The organism is Cupriavidus pinatubonensis, from assembly GCF_019602855.1.
GTDB lineage: Bacteria > Pseudomonadota > Gammaproteobacteria > Burkholderiales > Burkholderiaceae > Cupriavidus > Cupriavidus pinatubonensis.
Genome location: NZ_CP080767.1, coordinates 1,656,025 through 1,670,788 on the forward strand (window position 1 = coordinate 1,656,025; position 14,764 = coordinate 1,670,788).

General features: G+C 64.2%; 14 protein-coding genes. 4 read left to right on the forward strand and 10 right to left on the reverse strand.

Going from position 1 to position 14,764, the window contains the following annotated elements:
* Positions 1-158 precede the first annotated feature (158 nt).
* From K2O51_RS20215 to K2O51_RS20230, 4 genes are read left to right on the forward strand one after another with little or no spacing between them, the layout of a single operon-like run.
* Positions 159-1,253: a malate/lactate/ureidoglycolate dehydrogenase gene (locus tag K2O51_RS20215; RefSeq protein ID WP_220631555.1), complete on the forward strand. Its 1,095-nt coding sequence runs from the start codon at positions 159-161 to the stop codon at positions 1,251-1,253.
* Between the two features lie 15 nt (positions 1,254-1,268).
* Positions 1,269-2,069 carry a 2-dehydro-3-deoxyglucarate aldolase gene (gene garL / locus K2O51_RS20220; protein ID WP_011297665.1) on the forward strand — a complete coding sequence of 267 codons (801 nt, stop codon included), beginning with the start codon at positions 1,269-1,271 and terminating at the stop codon, positions 2,067-2,069.
* Positions 2,070-2,092: 23 nt separating this feature from the next.
* Positions 2,093-2,992, forward strand: a complete 900-nt coding sequence (locus K2O51_RS20225) for a 2-hydroxy-3-oxopropionate reductase (RefSeq protein WP_011297666.1) — start codon at positions 2,093-2,095, stop codon at positions 2,990-2,992.
* Positions 2,993-2,999: 7 nt separating this feature from the next.
* The gene (locus K2O51_RS20230; protein ID WP_140950023.1) at positions 3,000-3,938 is read left to right on the forward strand and encodes a LysR family transcriptional regulator; all 939 of its coding nucleotides are present in this window, start codon (positions 3,000-3,002) and stop codon (positions 3,936-3,938) included.
* A gap of 94 nt (positions 3,939-4,032) precedes the next feature.
* Here the strand turns inward: K2O51_RS20230 and catC are convergent, their stop codons facing one another.
* The 10 genes from catC to K2O51_RS20280 all read right to left on the reverse strand — a co-directional run bounded on the left by catC (position 4,033) and on the right by K2O51_RS20280 (position 14,541).
* A complete protein-coding gene (gene catC, locus K2O51_RS20235; RefSeq protein ID WP_011297668.1) occupies positions 4,033-4,308 on the reverse strand; it encodes a muconolactone Delta-isomerase in 276 nt (91 codons plus the stop codon).
* A 39-nt stretch (positions 4,309-4,347) separates the two neighbouring features.
* Positions 4,348-4,689: a 4-carboxymethyl-4-methylbutenolide mutase MmlI gene (gene mmlI / locus K2O51_RS20240; protein WP_011297669.1), complete on the reverse strand. Its 342-nt coding sequence runs from the start codon at positions 4,687-4,689 to the stop codon at positions 4,348-4,350.
* Between the two features lie 65 nt (positions 4,690-4,754).
* Positions 4,755-6,041 carry an MFS transporter gene (locus tag K2O51_RS20245; RefSeq protein WP_011297670.1) on the reverse strand — a complete coding sequence of 429 codons (1,287 nt, stop codon included), beginning with the start codon at positions 6,039-6,041 and terminating at the stop codon, positions 4,755-4,757.
* A gap of 86 nt (positions 6,042-6,127) precedes the next feature.
* Positions 6,128-6,790, reverse strand: a complete 663-nt coding sequence (locus K2O51_RS20250) for a 3-oxoacid CoA-transferase subunit B (RefSeq protein ID WP_011297671.1) — start codon at positions 6,788-6,790, stop codon at positions 6,128-6,130.
* Positions 6,791-6,794: 4 nt separating this feature from the next.
* Positions 6,795-7,493 carry a 3-oxoacid CoA-transferase subunit A gene (locus tag K2O51_RS20255; RefSeq protein ID WP_011297672.1) on the reverse strand — a complete coding sequence of 233 codons (699 nt, stop codon included), beginning with the start codon at positions 7,491-7,493 and terminating at the stop codon, positions 6,795-6,797.
* A 123-nt stretch (positions 7,494-7,616) separates the two neighbouring features.
* Positions 7,617-8,531 (reverse strand): LysR substrate-binding domain-containing protein, encoded by a 915-nt coding sequence (locus tag K2O51_RS20260; protein WP_011297673.1) that lies wholly within the window; start codon positions 8,529-8,531, stop codon positions 7,617-7,619.
* Between the two features lie 118 nt (positions 8,532-8,649).
* Entirely contained in the window at positions 8,650-9,540 is an 891-nt protein-coding gene (locus K2O51_RS20265; protein WP_011297674.1) for an MBL fold metallo-hydrolase, read from the reverse strand.
* Between the two features lie 449 nt (positions 9,541-9,989).
* Positions 9,990-11,735, reverse strand: coding sequence for a tannase/feruloyl esterase family alpha/beta hydrolase (locus tag K2O51_RS20270; protein WP_011297675.1), 1,746 nt, complete (start codon positions 11,733-11,735; stop codon positions 9,990-9,992).
* Between the two features lie 389 nt (positions 11,736-12,124).
* On the reverse strand, positions 12,125-12,907 hold the full coding sequence (dmpE, locus tag K2O51_RS20275) for a 2-oxopent-4-enoate hydratase (RefSeq protein WP_011297676.1): 783 nt from the start codon (positions 12,905-12,907) through the stop codon (positions 12,125-12,127).
* Positions 12,908-12,966: 59 nt separating this feature from the next.
* The gene (locus tag K2O51_RS20280) at positions 12,967-14,541 is read right to left on the reverse strand and encodes a DUF1302 domain-containing protein (RefSeq protein ID WP_011297677.1); all 1,575 of its coding nucleotides are present in this window, start codon (positions 14,539-14,541) and stop codon (positions 12,967-12,969) included.
* Positions 14,542-14,764 lie beyond the last annotated feature (223 nt).

A 14,764-nucleotide genomic window follows, 5' to 3' on the forward strand; every position in this document is an offset into this window, starting at 1 on the left:
CGGTCTGCCTTGGGTTTGTAGCCGGAGGCCGTCACTCGAAGCCATAACGATACCGCACCGGCGCACCCGAATATTCGCGCGAACAGGAGACACAGGATGCATTTTTCACATCTCGGGATGCGGCCGGTACTGGCCGCGCCTTGTCACGCGGAGCCAGCATGAGTAATCACCGAATTCCGACCGCCGGACTGCATCAGTGGGTGGTCGACCTCTGGCTGGCCGCCGGGTCCGATGAACGCGAAGCTGCGCTGACCGCTGATCACCTGGTCGGCGCCAACCTGTCAGGCCACGATTCGCACGGTGTGGGGATGATCCCCAAGTACGTGATGTCGTGGCAGGCCGACCAGCTGCAGCTGAACCAGCAGGTCAGCGTGGTGCACGAGTCGGGCGGCATCCTGAGCCTCGACGGCAACCGCGGCATGGGCCAGGCCGTGACCGAACAGGCCATGCGGCTGGGCATCGAACGGGCGCAGGATCATGGCGTATGCGTGCTGGGGCTGCGCCGTTCGCACCATCTGGGCCGCGTGGGACACTGGGCGGAGCAGGCCACTGCGGCCGGCATGATCTCGATCCACTTCGTGAACGTGCTGTCCAAGCCGATCGTCGCGCCGCATGGCGGCTACGATCCGCGCTTCGGCACCAATCCGTTCACGATCGGCGTGCCGGTGCCCGGCCAGCCGCCGCTGGTGCTGGACTTTGCCACCAGCGCCATTGCGCTGGGCAAGGTGCGCGTGGCCAACAACAAGGGCGTGCCTGTGCCGCCGGGCTGCCTGATGGACGCGAACGGCTATCCCACCGCCGATCCCGGCGTCATGTTCCCGCCCCCGGGCACGCCGCAAGGCGCGCTGCGCACGTTCGGCGAGCACAAGGGCTATGTGCTCGCCGTGATGTGCGAACTGCTGGGCGCGGCCGTGACTGGCGGCCACACGATCCGGCCGGAAACGCTCACGCATGAGCACGCGGTCTGGAACAACATGCTGGCGATCATTTTCGATCCGGCGCGGCTTGGCAGCAGCACCACGTTCGGCCATGAAGTGGAAGCGTTCGTCGAGTGGATGAAGGCATCGCGGCAGCAGCCAGGCAACGACGCCATCCGGCTGCCTGGCGACCCCGAGCGCGCATGGCGCCAGGCCCGTGCCGAATTCATCCCCGTGGACAGCGGCACGCTTTCCCAGCTCGACGATGCCGCCGCGCGCGTGTTGCAGGCACGCGGCAAGTCGCCCGGTCCACTTTCCGCGCTCGCGGCCGAATGAACAGGAATCCCGACGATGACCACTCCCTCCGTTATCCCGCATCTGCCCCAGATCCATCCGCTGCCCAACCGGTTTCGCGCCGACATCCTGGCGCGCAAGCGCCTGATCGGCTTGTGGAGTTCGCTGGGCCAGCCCGTGACCAGCGAGATCATTGGCCTGGCCGGCTTCGACTGGCTGCTGCTCGACGGCGAGCATTCGCCCAACGACGTGCTGACACTCGCGCCGCAGCTCATGGCGCTCAAGGACAGCGTCAGCGCGCCCGTGGTGCGGCCGCCGTGGAACGACCCCGTCATGATCAAGCGCCTGCTCGATATCGGCTTCTATAACTTCCTGATCCCGTTCGTGGAATCGGCCGAGGAAGCGCGCCGCGCGGTGCGGGCCACGCGCTATCCGCCTGACGGCATTCGCGGCGTGTCGGGCGTGCAGCGGCAGAACCGCTTCGGCACGCTGCCGGACTTCTTCAAGACCATCAACGACAATATCTGCGTGCTGGTGCAGATCGAAAGCCGCAAGGGTGTGGAAGCGGTTGCGGAGATCTGCGCGGAGCCTGGCGTCGATGGCATCTTCATTGGCCCGAATGACCTGGCTGCAGCCTATGGCCACCTTGGCAACCCGAACCATCCCGATGTGCAGGCGGCCGTGCGGCAGATCTGCGATGCGGCCAACCACGCTGGGAAGGCCATCGGCACCCTGACACCCGTGGAGGCCGACGCGCGCCGCTACCTTGACATGGGTGCGCATTTCGTCGCCGTCGGACTGGATCACGTACTGTTGCGCGATGCGGCGCGCGCGCTGCGCGAGCGTTTCGCGTCCTGACACGACTTCAACCGGACACAGACATGAGCAAGATCGGATTCATCGGACTCGGTGTCATGGGCAAGCCCATGGCGGAACACCTGCAGGCGGGCGGCCATATCGTCTATGCGCACACGCGCAGCGGCGTGCCGCAGGAACTGCTCGACAAGGGCATGCAATCCTGCTCCAGTGCCGCGGATGTGGCCCGGCAGGCCGAAGTCATTTTCCTGATGCTGCCGGACACGCCCGATGTGGCCCGCGTGCTGTTCGACAAGAATGGCGTGGCCGAGGGCCTGAGCGCGGGCAAGATCGTCGTGGACATGAGTTCGATCTCGCCGATCGAGACCCGCGAATTCGCGGCGAAGATCGAGAAGCTCGGCTGCAACTATGTGGACGCACCGGTGTCCGGCGGCGAGGTGGGCGCGAAGGCCGCCACGCTGTCGATCATGGCCGGCGGCAAGCAGGATGTGTTCGACAAGGTGCTGCCTTTGCTGCAGCTGATGGGCAAGAACATCACGCTGGTGGGCAATGCCGGTGACGGGCAGGTGGCCAAGGTGGCCAACCAGGTGATCGTGGCGCTAACGATCGAGGCTGTCAGCGAGGCACTGGTGCTGGCCGCCAAGGCCGGCGCCGACCCGGCACGCGTGCGCCAGGCCTTGATGGGCGGTTTTGCCAGTTCGAAGATCCTGGAAGTCCACGGTGAACGGATGATCCAGCGCACGTTCAATCCGGGCTTCCGCATCGAGCTGCACCAGAAGGACCTGAACCTGGCGCTGTCGACGGCAAAGCAGCTTGGGCTGGGCTTGCCGAATACGGCATCGACCCAGCAACTGTTCAACGTCTGCGTGGCGCAGGGCGGGGCTGGCTGGGATCATTCAGGGCTGGTCAAGGCCATCGAGCATCTGTCGAGTTTTGCCATTGGCGATACGCCGAAAAAGGCCTGATGCCGCGATGACGTCCGCGCTGAATTCCGACGACCTGGCGAGCTTTGTCTGCGTGGCCAACGCGCAAAGCATCTCGCGCGCCGCGCTGGAACTTGGTGCGGACCAGTCGACGGTAAGCCGCCAGATCGCACGGCTTGAAGCCGCACTCGATACGCGGCTGTTTCATCGCAGCGGACGCGGCGTGGTGCTGACCGAAGCGGGCGGCACGCTGCTCGGCTACGCGCGGCAAGTGGCGGCCACGCTAACCGAGGCGCGCGACGCCGTGCGCGCTTCGGCCGCGCAAGGGCCGGCGCAACTGGTCATCGCCGCGCAGCCCACCATTGCCAATACCGCTTTTGCGGCCATCGGCACCGCGCTCAAGGCACGTTTCCCGGCGACGAAACTTCGCTTTGTCGAAGGGCTGGCCAGTCCGGTACTAGCCTGGCTGGCCGCCGGAGAGATCGACGTGGCCTTGCTCTACCTGCCGGAACAACAGGGCGCACTGAAGGTGGATGTGCTGCTGGAAGAAGATCTGACGCTGGTCACGCCGACATCGTGGAGCCATCTGGGCCCGACGTTCCCGGCGCGGCGCCTCGGCGAGATTCCGCTGATCCTGCCGAGCACTGCCAACGGCCTGCGCGTGCTGGCCGAATCGCTCGCCACGCGCGTCGGCACCACGCTGAACATGGCAATGGAATGCGATGCTTCGAATACGGTGTCGATGCGGCTCGTGGAAGACGGATGCGGCGCAACGTTGCTGCCGTTCGCCGCGGTGGCCGATCGCGTTGCGCAGGGCCGGCTGCATTCGGCGCGCGTGGTGGATCCTGTCGTCACGCGGCAGGTGGCCCTGACAACGGCGCGCAATCGTGCAGTCGTGCCGGAGTTGTGGGACATCATGCAGACGGTTCGGCAGTCGGTGCGCAGTATCGTGATGTCGGGGGCGTGGCCGGGGGCGCGGTTGGTTTAGGCAGGAAGTTCACCGCTTCGAGATGCCGGGGTCCAGCCAGGGCGATGCCACGCAAGCGTGGCATCGTGCCCCTTATGGCGTTCGTTCCGCGCGATCAAACAGCCGAAGGATGGCGAGCCAACGGTGTGACCTGAATGTTCATGTACGGGAACAGCGGCAACGACGACAGCAGTTCGTGAAGCTCGTCGTGGCTGTCCACGTCGAATACGCTGATATTCGCGTAGCGCCCGGCCACGCGCCACAGGTGCGGCCACTTTCCGGCTTTCTGGATCTCGATGGCACGCGCCCTTTCGGCGGTCTTGATGGCTTCGGCGCGATCTGCCGGCAGGGAATCGGGGATATTCACTTCCATCTGTACGCAGTAAAGCATGGGGTCTCCTTGTGTGGAATGTCCTGGACGCCGAAGCGCTCAGCTTGCCGGTTCATCGCCGGCGACTGGCGCGGTACGGAAGGGCTTGAGTTGGCCGATGAAGGTCTTGCCGTGCTCGAACCAGGCCTTGCGGATGTCCGAGGCCATGTACGTCGCATAGGCGGCGTCATCCTTGAACCAGCATTCGCCGATCGCATCGACATGGCCGATATCAAAGAAGGGCACGTGAGTGTCAGTGGGCTGCTCGGCGACGAGTCGGACTTCATACTTGTGCAGGCCCGGCACATCGTGCGACATCTCGTAATGGCGCAGGCACTCCGCGCGGAACGTCTCGTCGGACATGCCGGCTGGTTTGACCAGCAGGTACAGCAAGCGAATCATGTTGGCTCCTCTGTCGATGTGTTGGTGTTCGTTTGTATCAGCCGCCGGTGCTGGCGCGGCGCCATTCAGGATCGAGCGCTTGCCGGCTGGGCCAGCGGTGCGGCGGGAGAGTGCGCATCGGCTTCGCCGATGTTCTCGATCGCGATGCCGCGCGTCTCGGGCAGCAGCATGATGCCGAATACCGCAAAGGCGTAAGCGACCAGGCAGAACGTGCCCATGGCGTTGGCCAGGCCGATATGCGTGGACAGCACGCCGACGCCGACGACGGACCCCGCTCCAATCGACTTGCCCACGTTGTACGCGAATCCCATGCAAGTGGTGCGCACATTGGTAGGAAACAGTTCGCTCAGGAACGGGCCAAGCGCGGCGAACATGCCGATGGCGGAGAAACCCACCAGGAAGCCGAGAATCGCTGTCAGCGTGGTGTTCAGCGGCAAAAGCATATAGCTGACCGTCACGATCCATGCGCAGACAGACAGCAGGATCAGCGTAGGGCGCCTTCCGATGCGATCCGAGAGGTCAGCCGTCACCGCGAAGCCGCAGAAGGAGCCGAAGGCCATGATGAATACGGTGACGATCATCGAACCGGCCGCGACCTGCCGCTGGTTCAGCAGGGAAGGCAGCCAGACCAGGATGGCGTAGCAGCCGGCCTGCAGGCCGATGACCAGCACGCTGGACAGCGCTAGCGTACGGGCGTACTTGCGATTGAACACCGAGGACAGCGAGGCGCGCGGGGCGCGGCTCTGGCGTGCCCGTTCGAACATCGAAGAGTCCTTGACATGGCGCCGGATGAACAACACGATGAGGGCGGGGATGATACCGCTCCAGAACGCCACCCTCCACGCCATTTCCTTGGGCAGCCAGGCCAGCAGCAATGTGGCGACGACGACCGCTAGTGCCCACCCCAGCGCGAAACCGGACTGCACGAAGCCGATGGCCTTGCCGCGATGCCTGGAGTCGATGACTTCTGCCATCAATGCCGCCCCGACCGCCCATTCGCCGCCGAAGCCGAGGCCCTGCAGCGTACGGGCAATCAATAGCTGTTGGTAAGACTGGGCGAAGCCGGCGAGCACGCCGAACAAGGTAAACCAGATGATTGCCAGCACCAGGATGCGTGCGCGGCCGTAACGGTCGCTCAGGATCCCGGCGCCCCAGCCGCCAATCGCGGTAACGACCAGCGCAACGGTCCCGAGGACGCCAACCTCGGCCTTGGTAAGGCCCCATGTAAGTGTGAGGGCCGGCAACAGGAAGCTGAACATCTGCATGTCGAAGGAATCCAGCGCCCAGCCGGAGTAGCAGGCCCAGAATGTCTTTTTCTGCTGGGGCGATCCAGCCTTGTACCAAGCAAACATGGTTGTCTCCTGAGGTGAGTCTTTTTTCGTTGTAGGTGCGGTACCGGGCATTGGATGGAACGATCCGCCGGCCCCTGCAGAGAAGGCTAGGCAAGCTCGGCCGTCGCCAGGGTGGTGAAATCAAGCTCCACGTCCGTGACCGACTGCAGTGCCTGTGGCGACATGTCGCCGATGATCTCGATGACGGCCACGCCCTGCGGGCCGATGGCGAAGGTGCCGAGTTCCGTGTACACCCGGCTGACGCAGGCCAGCCCGGTCAGCGGATAACTGCACTGGCGGCGCAGCTTGCTCGCGCCATCGCGGGTCATGTGGTCCATCATGACGAACACGCGCCTGGCGCCGATCGCGAGGTCCATAGCGCCGCCTACCGCCGGAATGGCATCGGGGTCTCCGGTGTGCCAGTTGGCCAGATCACCGTGCCCGGACACCTGGAATGCGCCAAGCACGCAGATATCAAGATGGCCGCCGCGCATCATGCCGAAGGCGTCCGCATGGTGGAAGAACGCCGCGCCTTTTTCCAGCCGGACCGGTTCCTTGCCCGCGTTGATCAAATCAGGATCTTCTTGCCCCGGCTCGGCGGCCGACCATTGGCCCAGCACGCCGTTTTCGCTATGCAGGATGATTTCGCGATGCCGGGGCAGATGATTGGCGACCAGCGTCGGCAGGCCGATGCCGAGGTTCACGTACGATCCGTTCGGGATATCGCGCGCCACGCGCGCTGCCAGCAGGTTCTTTGCGACTTGGTCCATGATTTCAGCTCGCGTGCATGAGGTTGGCCTGCATGGCAGCGCTGTCGCGCAGCACCACGCGGCTGACGAAGATACCGGGCGTGACGACGGCTTCCGGGTCCAGTTCACCTAGTTCGCAGATGCGTGCCACCGCGGCAATGGTCTGGCTGGCGGCCATGGCCATCACGGGGGCGAAGTTGCGTGCGGTCTTGTTGTAGACGAGATTGCCCCAGCGGTCGGCAGCGGCAGCGTTGATCAGTGCGACGTCGACATGGATCGGGTACTCAAGCACGTAGCCGCGTTCGTTGATCACGCGCGTCTCCTTGCCCTTCGCGAGCAACGTGCCATAGCCAGTGGGGGTGTAGAAGGCGCCGATGCCGCTGCCCGCGGCGCGCAGGCGTTCGGCGAGCGTGCCTTGCGGAACGACTTCCAGTTCGATCTCCCCGGCGCGGTACAGGGCTTCAAATACGTGGGCGTCGCGCTGGCGCGGAAAGGAGCACACCAGCCTGCGAACGCGGCGCGCCTTCAGCAACGCGGCCAGTCCGGTTTCACCATTGCCGGCGTTGTTGCTGACGACGGTAAGGTTAGTGGCGCCGTGTTCGATCAGCGCATCGATCAGTTCGTCGGGCATGCCCGCGCCACCGAATCCGCCGATCGCGATGGTGGCACCGTCCGGCACATCGTTCACGGCGTCGCGCGCTGTCCCATAGAGCTTGTCAATCATGTCTCGCCTTCGTTGTTGTCTGGCGAAACAAGGTTGCCACGCTGCCCGGCGGTTCACAATTTCGACTTCTGCAAGCGCCCTTAGCGATGGCTTAAGTCCACCGGCGCGAGGCCGGCGCATGGGCTAGCTTCCTTCCGCGCCGGGCGCGTAGTGGCCGATCAGCAGATTGGCGAATTCACGTGCAAAGCTGGACAGGCCGTCCAGATCGCGCGCGCAAACCTGGAACGTGCGCACGGCCCAGTCATCGCGCAGGTTGCAAGCGCCAATCTGCTGCTGGCCCTTCAGGCGCACGAATGCTGCCTTTGGCATGATGGCAATCCCGGCGCCCGCGGCCACCATGCGGCAGATGGCGTCGTAGCTTGCGACATGCACGCGGATGGTCATGGGCTTGTGCAGAGAGCCGGCCGCGCGCGTCATGAACATCTGGAACGCGCTGCCTTCGAGCAGCGCGACAAAGGCGTGGTCCAGGACTTGCCCGAACCACACGTCCCGCTCGGCCAGGAGCGGGTGGCCCAGCGGAGCGACCACGATCAGCGAACTCTTGACGAACGGTACCGATTGCAGGCCCTGGGTCGGGATGTTGCCCGAGATGATGCCGAGATCCGTACCGCCTTCGCGTACCAGGCGCACGATATCGTCGCTCAGGCGCTCGCGCACTTCAATGCGCACATCGGGGTGGGTGGCCAGGTAGTCGCCGATGACCGGCGGCAGGTATTCCGTAATGGCCGTGGTGTTGGCCACCAGCTTGAGCTGCCCGCTCAGGCCCGTGGTGAACGGTTGCAGGTTTCCGGTCAGGCGTTCCAGTTCCGTCAGCACCACGCGCGCGTGCTGCAGATAGACCTCGCCGGCGGCGGTCAGCGTCACCCCCTGCGGCGAGCGTTCCAGCAAGCGCAAGCCCAGCGTATCTTCGAGGTTCTTGATCCGGTTGCTGACGGCCGGCACGGACAGGAACGATCGCTCGGCACCGCGGGTCAGGCTGCGCGTTTCCGCAACGTTGACGAACAGGCGGAAATCGGTAATGTCAAAGGGAACCGGCATTCTTCGAATCTCGCGGCGAACATTCACTGACCCGCGATGATAGCCGCGTCACCGCGGAATCGCCGCCAACTGCCTGTACCGCGCTGCCGCATGGCGCGGGGCGGCAGGCACGTCGTGCTTACCACGTGGCCGGCTCGAAGCGGAAGCCGGTCCCCTCGCGTCTGACATAGCCGCAATAGGGCTCGCCAAAGTGCACCGGCAGGATCAGTGCCTCACTGTCGGCGGCCTGGTTGAGGAGGGCGAGTCGCGTGCTGCGTGCCAGGTCAGGGCGTATGCAGTAGCCGGAGTTCACGTCGGGGCGCACGATCTGCAGCGGGCTGTGCAGGATATCGCCGCAGAATATTGCTTCCTCGCCCCGGGAGCGCACACGGAACGCGACCTGGCCAGGGCTATGGCCTGCCGCGGACTCGACCTGCAGGCAACCGGCAATTTCCTGCCCGGGCATCATCATCTGCGCCAGGCCTTCGCTGACGACCGGCATCACGCTGTCGAAGAAAGACTCGCCGAATACGTCGACCACACCCGGCTCCTTGTTGCGTCCTTCCTCGCAGAAGACGAAGTCGTCCCTGGGAATGTAGTAGCGCGCGTTTGGAAAGGTCGGGACCCAGCGGTCGTCCTGCCAGGTAGTGTTCCAGCCGACGTGATCGGCATGCAGGTGTGTCATGACGACATGCGTGACTTTCTCCGGCGGGGCGCCGGCCGCAATCATCCACTCGCGCACCAGCGTGTTGAGCATGTTCATGCGCGCGATGCCGGCCCGTGGCTTGAAGTTGCCCACGCCGGTATCAACCACGATGATGTTGCCGCCGGCATGCACCACCCAGAACTGGATCGTCACGATCAGCTTGTTCATATGGGGCATCCAGTGATGCGGCGCCATCCAGTCCGCGTTCGCGTCCAGCACGCCGCGGTCGATGTCGGGAAAGAGGAAGGCGGGATCGTGCGTCGGACCCGCGTACTCGAGAATGCGGGTGATCTTGAGGTCGCCGACTTTGCGCGTTTGCATCATGTGCCTTGTCTCCATTGTCCGATGGTGCTGCTGCCAGCGCCCGCAGCACTCGCGGGTCGTGGTAGCGGTTGTCGGCGTAAAGGATCGGTGAATTTTCGAGCCCCGCAAATTTTCCAATCCGAAAGGGGGCTTTCACGAGGCCTTATGCGCCGGCCAGACAGGGAGAAAAGTATGGACCCCGGCGGCTCGAACGTCCAAGACCAATGATGTCTCAACCCATACCTGTCAGGTATGGGTTGGTGGAGTCGAGCATAGATTCGCGTCGGATGTCTTCGTACGCCGGCCAGCGTCGCGCCAGCCGCGGAGGGCTGGCGTGTCGACGATGCGCTTGGCGTTCAGGACGATTGTCAATGGATGCGCTTCTCGGTTGCGCCGATGGCCCACCCTTGTCCTGTGGTGCTGGCGGTCAAAGGGCAGAGCCGGCCTGGATGGCCGGCCCTGCCTGAAGGTCACTGCGTGGCGCAGGTAAAGCTCGCCGCCGCGTTGACGTCGCCCGAGCCGTTGTACTTAGGCCAGCTCGGATAGTCGCAAAGCGGTCGCGTCCGGCCCGGTACACCAACGGTGTCCTTCACCGTCAGCGAGGCCGGTGCCGTGTTCTTTTCGACCCAGTTCTCCAGCGCTGTCAGCGAGTCCCACGAAGCGTTGAAGACCGAGCTCGCGGCATGACCATAGCCTGGGATCTCGTAGTAACGCATGAACGTGCTGACATTGCCTGCGCCCATCGTGCTCTGCACGCGCGTGAAATACTCTTCTGTCGACCGCGTGCTGACCAGCACGTCAGACATGCCGTGCGCCATCAGGATCTTGCCGCCCTTGGTCCTGAACGCGGAGAGGTCGGTCTTGTTGACGTCCTGGATGCCGGCGAGCTGGCTGATGCGGTCCTGCCACGAGCCCGGGTTCTGCGGGTCGAGCGTGAGCGAGTTGAAGGTCGGGTCGCGCGTCACGAAGTAGCGCGCCCACTGGTCCCAGAACACGCTTCCGTACGGGGCAGTCGTCGGCATCGGGTTTGCCGGGGCATCAAGGTTGAGTGCCAGTGCGATCACCGTGGCCTGAACGGAGGCATTTCCGGCGATGCCAAGATCCGCGCCCCAGACGTTGAAGCCCGGATAATGCTTTTCTCCGCTGCCCAGCGCATAGCCGAAGACAATTTCGGAGTTATAGACCTTCAGTGCACTGATCTGAGCGTCCGACAGGCAAGTGTCGCCGGTATCGCCGCCGTTGGCGCAGCGTACCGGTTGGCCGTTCAGCATCGCCGTCGATGGGTCGAAGTTGGCGTTGCAAGCGGAAATATTGCTGATCAGACCGTCCTTCACGCCGTCGAGGTTGTCGCAGGCGGCAATCGCAGCGTCGTAGAGCACTTTGCGCTTAGCCTGGTTCGGATAGGCGCCCGGCGCGGCCAGCGCGCGGGTGATACGGCCGAACTGCAGGTCCAGGCTCGCGGCATTCCAGGCAGGATAGAGCACGATGGCGCCATCCCAGTCCTGAGGCCAGCGCTGCACCACCGCCAGCGCTTCGCGGCCGCCGCTCGAGCCGCCCGCGAAGTAGGCCTTCTTCGGGCCATCGGCGGCGTAGTGCATCTGGATCAGCGCCACCGCAACGTCGCGGGTCTTCTTCAGCGCGTCGCCGGCGAAATTGCGCAGGGCTTCGTCATTGGTGCCGAACGAGCCGTCGCGGCTGCCTAGCGCACCGGCCTGGTGGCCCGAATCGCTGGCGAAGGTGGCATAGCCGCGCGCAAGCGGCGTGGGCTGGTCAGTCGGGCCGGCGGGCACATTGCCTGCCGTGTTGGGGATGGTGCCGTCGTAGCCGCCGCCGCCAAACATGACCACTTTCTGGTTCCAGCTCGCAGGCATGTCGACCTCGAACTTGATCGCCGGCGCAGTCGGGTCAACGGAGGTAATCGTGCCGGTCACCTTGCAATACTCGCCAGTGCCAAGCTGGCCGCCACCTGACGCAGGCACCTTGACCGCATCGTTGACGGTCGCTCCTTTGGTCGGCAAGCCGATGTTGCTGGCCGAAACGGTCCTGCCGGGCATGTTTTCGCACGACACCGGAGTCGCCGGGTGGTTACCGGCGTTGTTGTCGTCACCGCCTCCTCCGCCGCAGGCAGAAAGCATCAGCAACGCTGCCGTTGCAACGACGTGGGGCGCCAGTCTGATTGTTGCTGGCAAAGGTCTGCATCCAATGTCTTTTGACATTTGTGTTCTCCAGGTGTCTCCAGAAATGGGATAGCGCGGTATAACCCGACGAGATATCCCGCGTGTACGTCTGCATTTGGCGTGCCTGACATAGTGCGGGGCCTGGAAGTGGAGCAGGAAATATGCAGCAGATTTCCTATGTGGTGCACGAGTACCGACGCAGGGGGCGACTCATTTGTTCCTGCGCGTGTTGGAGTGGAGCTTTTTCAAAGGCCTGAAGAATTGGCTGGTTGCCCTTGCAGCCCAATCAACCCGAATCAGAGGCGCGACGCGGTGCAGGATTTACAAAGTTTGGATCGCGCGGGGTAATGGACCAACGTCGAGTTGGAGGAATCCTCGCGGTGCAGCAACGCCGCGTCGAGCGTTGCCGCGTCCTCGTTGTGAGCGCTTCAGATGAATTGTGCGGTGCAGCTACCGATGCCACTGATCTGCATGGACAACCGGTCCCCCGCTTGCACGGGAATCAGTGCCGCCAGCGAGCCCGATAGAATGGTTTCGCCTGCCAGTAGTGGAATGCCGAAGCTGCCAAGCGTGTTGGCCAGCCACGCCACCGCATCGGCGGGGTGGCCCAGCGCGGCGCTGCCTGATCCCGTGGCCACGCATTCGCCGTTCTTTTCGAGCGTCATGGCGCAAGCAGCCAGGTTCAGCGCGTGCGGACTGATACGCTCGTCGCCGAGCACGTAGACGCCGCACGAGGCGTTGTCGGCAACGGTGTCCTCGATGCGGATGCGCCAGTCCCGGATGCGCGAATCGACGATCTCGAAGCAAGCCGCGACGGCCTCAGTGGCATCGAGCACATCGTCGCGCGTGACGCCGGGACCGCGCAAGTCGCGCCGCAGGAAGAACGCGATCTCGCCTTCGGCGCGAGGCTGGATCAGCGTGTCGGTGGGAATCGGCAGGCCTTCGGCATAGTGCATGCTCTGCAGCAGGATGCCGAAATCCGGCTGGTGGACATCGAGCATTTGCTGCACGGCCTGGCTGGTCACGCCGATCTTCTTGCCCGTGATGCGGTCGCCGGCCGCGAGCCGGTGCGCAATGAATCCTTGCTGGATGCGGTAGGCGTCGTTGATGCCCAGGCTCAGTCCACGGCCGCTCAGGGGCGGCACGGGCAAGCGCGTGACGAGCGCATGGTGAAGTTCGTTGCTGAGCGAGGTGATCAGATCGGCTGTCATGGGGGAAGGGGAATTCGGTCGATGCAGCCGCGGCGTGAAGCCGCCGCGGCGCACGCGGGTCAGAAGGAATACTTGGCGTTGAAGGCCACGTAGTCGCGGTCAGCCAGCGGACGGTTGGCGATGCTTGCGCCACCGATGAACGCGGCATAGGTCAGGTTGAGCTCCAGGTTGTTCAGGTACTTGAACGTGAGGCCAACGCTGGCACGCTTGTCGCCGTATCCCATCAGCGTGCCGAACGCACCGGCAACGGCGGCGTTGCCGCTGAACTGCTGCGCATACGTGAGCGGCACCGTCAGGTCCCAGCCATCGAACACGTTGTTGTAGGTGAGCGACCAACCGACCTGGAACGCTGCGGAATTGCGCGTGTTCGACAGCTTGTCAAAGCCCATCACCGAATCCACGCCTATCACGTGCAAGTAGGCAATTTCACCGAGCAGCGTCTGCGAGTTGGCCAGGAAGGTCGGCCCGATCGCGTAGATCGCGGACAGCTGTGCCTGCAGCGCCTTGCCACGAGATGCGGTGGGCGAGCCGGCCACGTCGACCAGCATCGGTACGCCGTCCTTGTAGCTCACTTCACCCGCGACGTTAGCGCCGGCCAGCTGCGTCGAGAAACTCGCACCGGTGAGGTTGATGCCGCCGAAGTACTTCTGCTGGTACTGCAGCGTCGGGAACAGCGAGGTCACGACGCTCGGGTTCTTGTCGTGGTAGCGCAGCTGGTAGAGGCCGATTTCGGTGTCTTCGAACACCCGGAAGCGACCGCCGATACCCCACTGGCCCCAGTCGGACGGCGAGATGTCGGGGCCGCGCGGAATGCGGAAGCCCGGCCCGATGATGAACTCCGCGCCCGGACCGACGATGTCCGACGTGCTGAAGTAGCTGCCCGGCGCGAAGAGCTGGTTGGGCTTGAACGTGAACTGGTAATAGCCCATCAGGCTGAACGCCGGCGTGACCTGCCACTGCACCGATGCCTGCGGCACGGGCAGCAGGATGTCCTTCACTTCCGCGCCCGGCACGAACGCCTTGGTCGCATCCGCAGGCCCTTGCGCGCCGGCGATGTTGGCGAAGAACAGGCTCTCCCCCCAGGCCACTACCTGGTTGCCGAGCTTGAAGCTGAGTTGCGTGCTTTCGATCGGCACTGCACCGTAGACATAGGCGTCAAGCAACTGCGCTCGGGACTCGTGGTAGTCACGCGCGGAACCCGTGAACTCGTTGAACGGGCCGCTGTGGTTGACCGTGCCTGGCGCGTTGTTCGAGTTGGTGCCGCTGTAGGCCCAGTCGTAGAACACGCTGCCGCGCACCAGCGCGCCGAATGCGTCGTGCTTGACGTGGGCTTCGCCCAGCAGCGAGACGCGATTGGCGGTCATGTCGCCGCGCTTGAAGTTGCGGTTGCCGTCGTCGCCGTTGATGTTGGCGGGGCTCAGCAGCGTGTTGCTCTGCGTACCGGTGCGCACGGCAGCGCCGTAGCTGGCCGTGACGCTGTAGTCAAGCGTGGTGTCGTGGCCGAGATCGATGGTTTCGCCTGCCTGGGCGCCTGAGGCCAGCAAGGTGGTCAGCGCCGCGGCAGCGGCGATCGGCCGCAGTTTGCGCAAGCGCGCTGGTTTCGCCGGCAGTGGGCAGGATCGTGGAATGTGCATGGTTGTCTCCCCTTGGTATCGGTGATGGTTCATTGCCTGACACTTCGATTAGCGCTCGCTAGTCCACTGCGTCAGTCGAAGAGCACCCCCGTTCTACTGCGCCTCGAGGCCGCATGCGTCGTTGCAAATGCTCGCAATAGCCCGCTATTGCTGCGGTTTGCGCCTAGCCTGCGGCCTCGATGCACAGCCGCCCGGGTGCGCTTTCTCGGACGAAGTGGACTAG

Excerpts from the sequence above, each read along its gene's own strand:
- K2O51_RS20215 (WP_220631555.1), top strand. The coding sequence starts at position 159 with ATGAGTAATCACCGAATTCCGACCGCCGGACTGCATCAGTGGGTGGTC.
- garL (WP_011297665.1), top strand. The coding sequence starts at position 1,269 with ATGACCACTCCCTCCGTTATCCCGCATCTGCCCCAGATCCATCCGCTG.
- K2O51_RS20225 (WP_011297666.1), top strand. The coding sequence starts at position 2,093 with ATGAGCAAGATCGGATTCATCGGACTCGGTGTCATGGGCAAGCCCATG.
- K2O51_RS20230 (WP_140950023.1), top strand. The coding sequence starts at position 3,000 with ATGACGTCCGCGCTGAATTCCGACGACCTGGCGAGCTTTGTCTGCGTG.
- catC (WP_011297668.1), bottom strand. The coding sequence starts at position 4,308 with ATGCTTTACTGCGTACAGATGGAAGTGAATATCCCCGATTCCCTGCCG.
- mmlI (WP_011297669.1), bottom strand. The coding sequence starts at position 4,689 with ATGATTCGCTTGCTGTACCTGCTGGTCAAACCAGCCGGCATGTCCGAC.
- K2O51_RS20245 (WP_011297670.1), bottom strand. The coding sequence starts at position 6,041 with ATGTTTGCTTGGTACAAGGCTGGATCGCCCCAGCAGAAAAAGACATTC.
- K2O51_RS20250 (WP_011297671.1), bottom strand. The coding sequence starts at position 6,790 with ATGGACCAAGTCGCAAAGAACCTGCTGGCAGCGCGCGTGGCGCGCGAT.
- K2O51_RS20255 (WP_011297672.1), bottom strand. The coding sequence starts at position 7,493 with ATGATTGACAAGCTCTATGGGACAGCGCGCGACGCCGTGAACGATGTG.
- K2O51_RS20260 (WP_011297673.1), bottom strand. The coding sequence starts at position 8,531 with ATGCCGGTTCCCTTTGACATTACCGATTTCCGCCTGTTCGTCAACGTT.
- K2O51_RS20265 (WP_011297674.1), bottom strand. The coding sequence starts at position 9,540 with ATGATGCAAACGCGCAAAGTCGGCGACCTCAAGATCACCCGCATTCTC.
- K2O51_RS20270 (WP_011297675.1), bottom strand. The coding sequence starts at position 11,735 with ATGTCAAAAGACATTGGATGCAGACCTTTGCCAGCAACAATCAGACTG.
- dmpE (WP_011297676.1), bottom strand. The coding sequence starts at position 12,907 with ATGACAGCCGATCTGATCACCTCGCTCAGCAACGAACTTCACCATGCG.
- K2O51_RS20280 (WP_011297677.1), bottom strand. The coding sequence starts at position 14,541 with ATGCACATTCCACGATCCTGCCCACTGCCGGCGAAACCAGCGCGCTTG.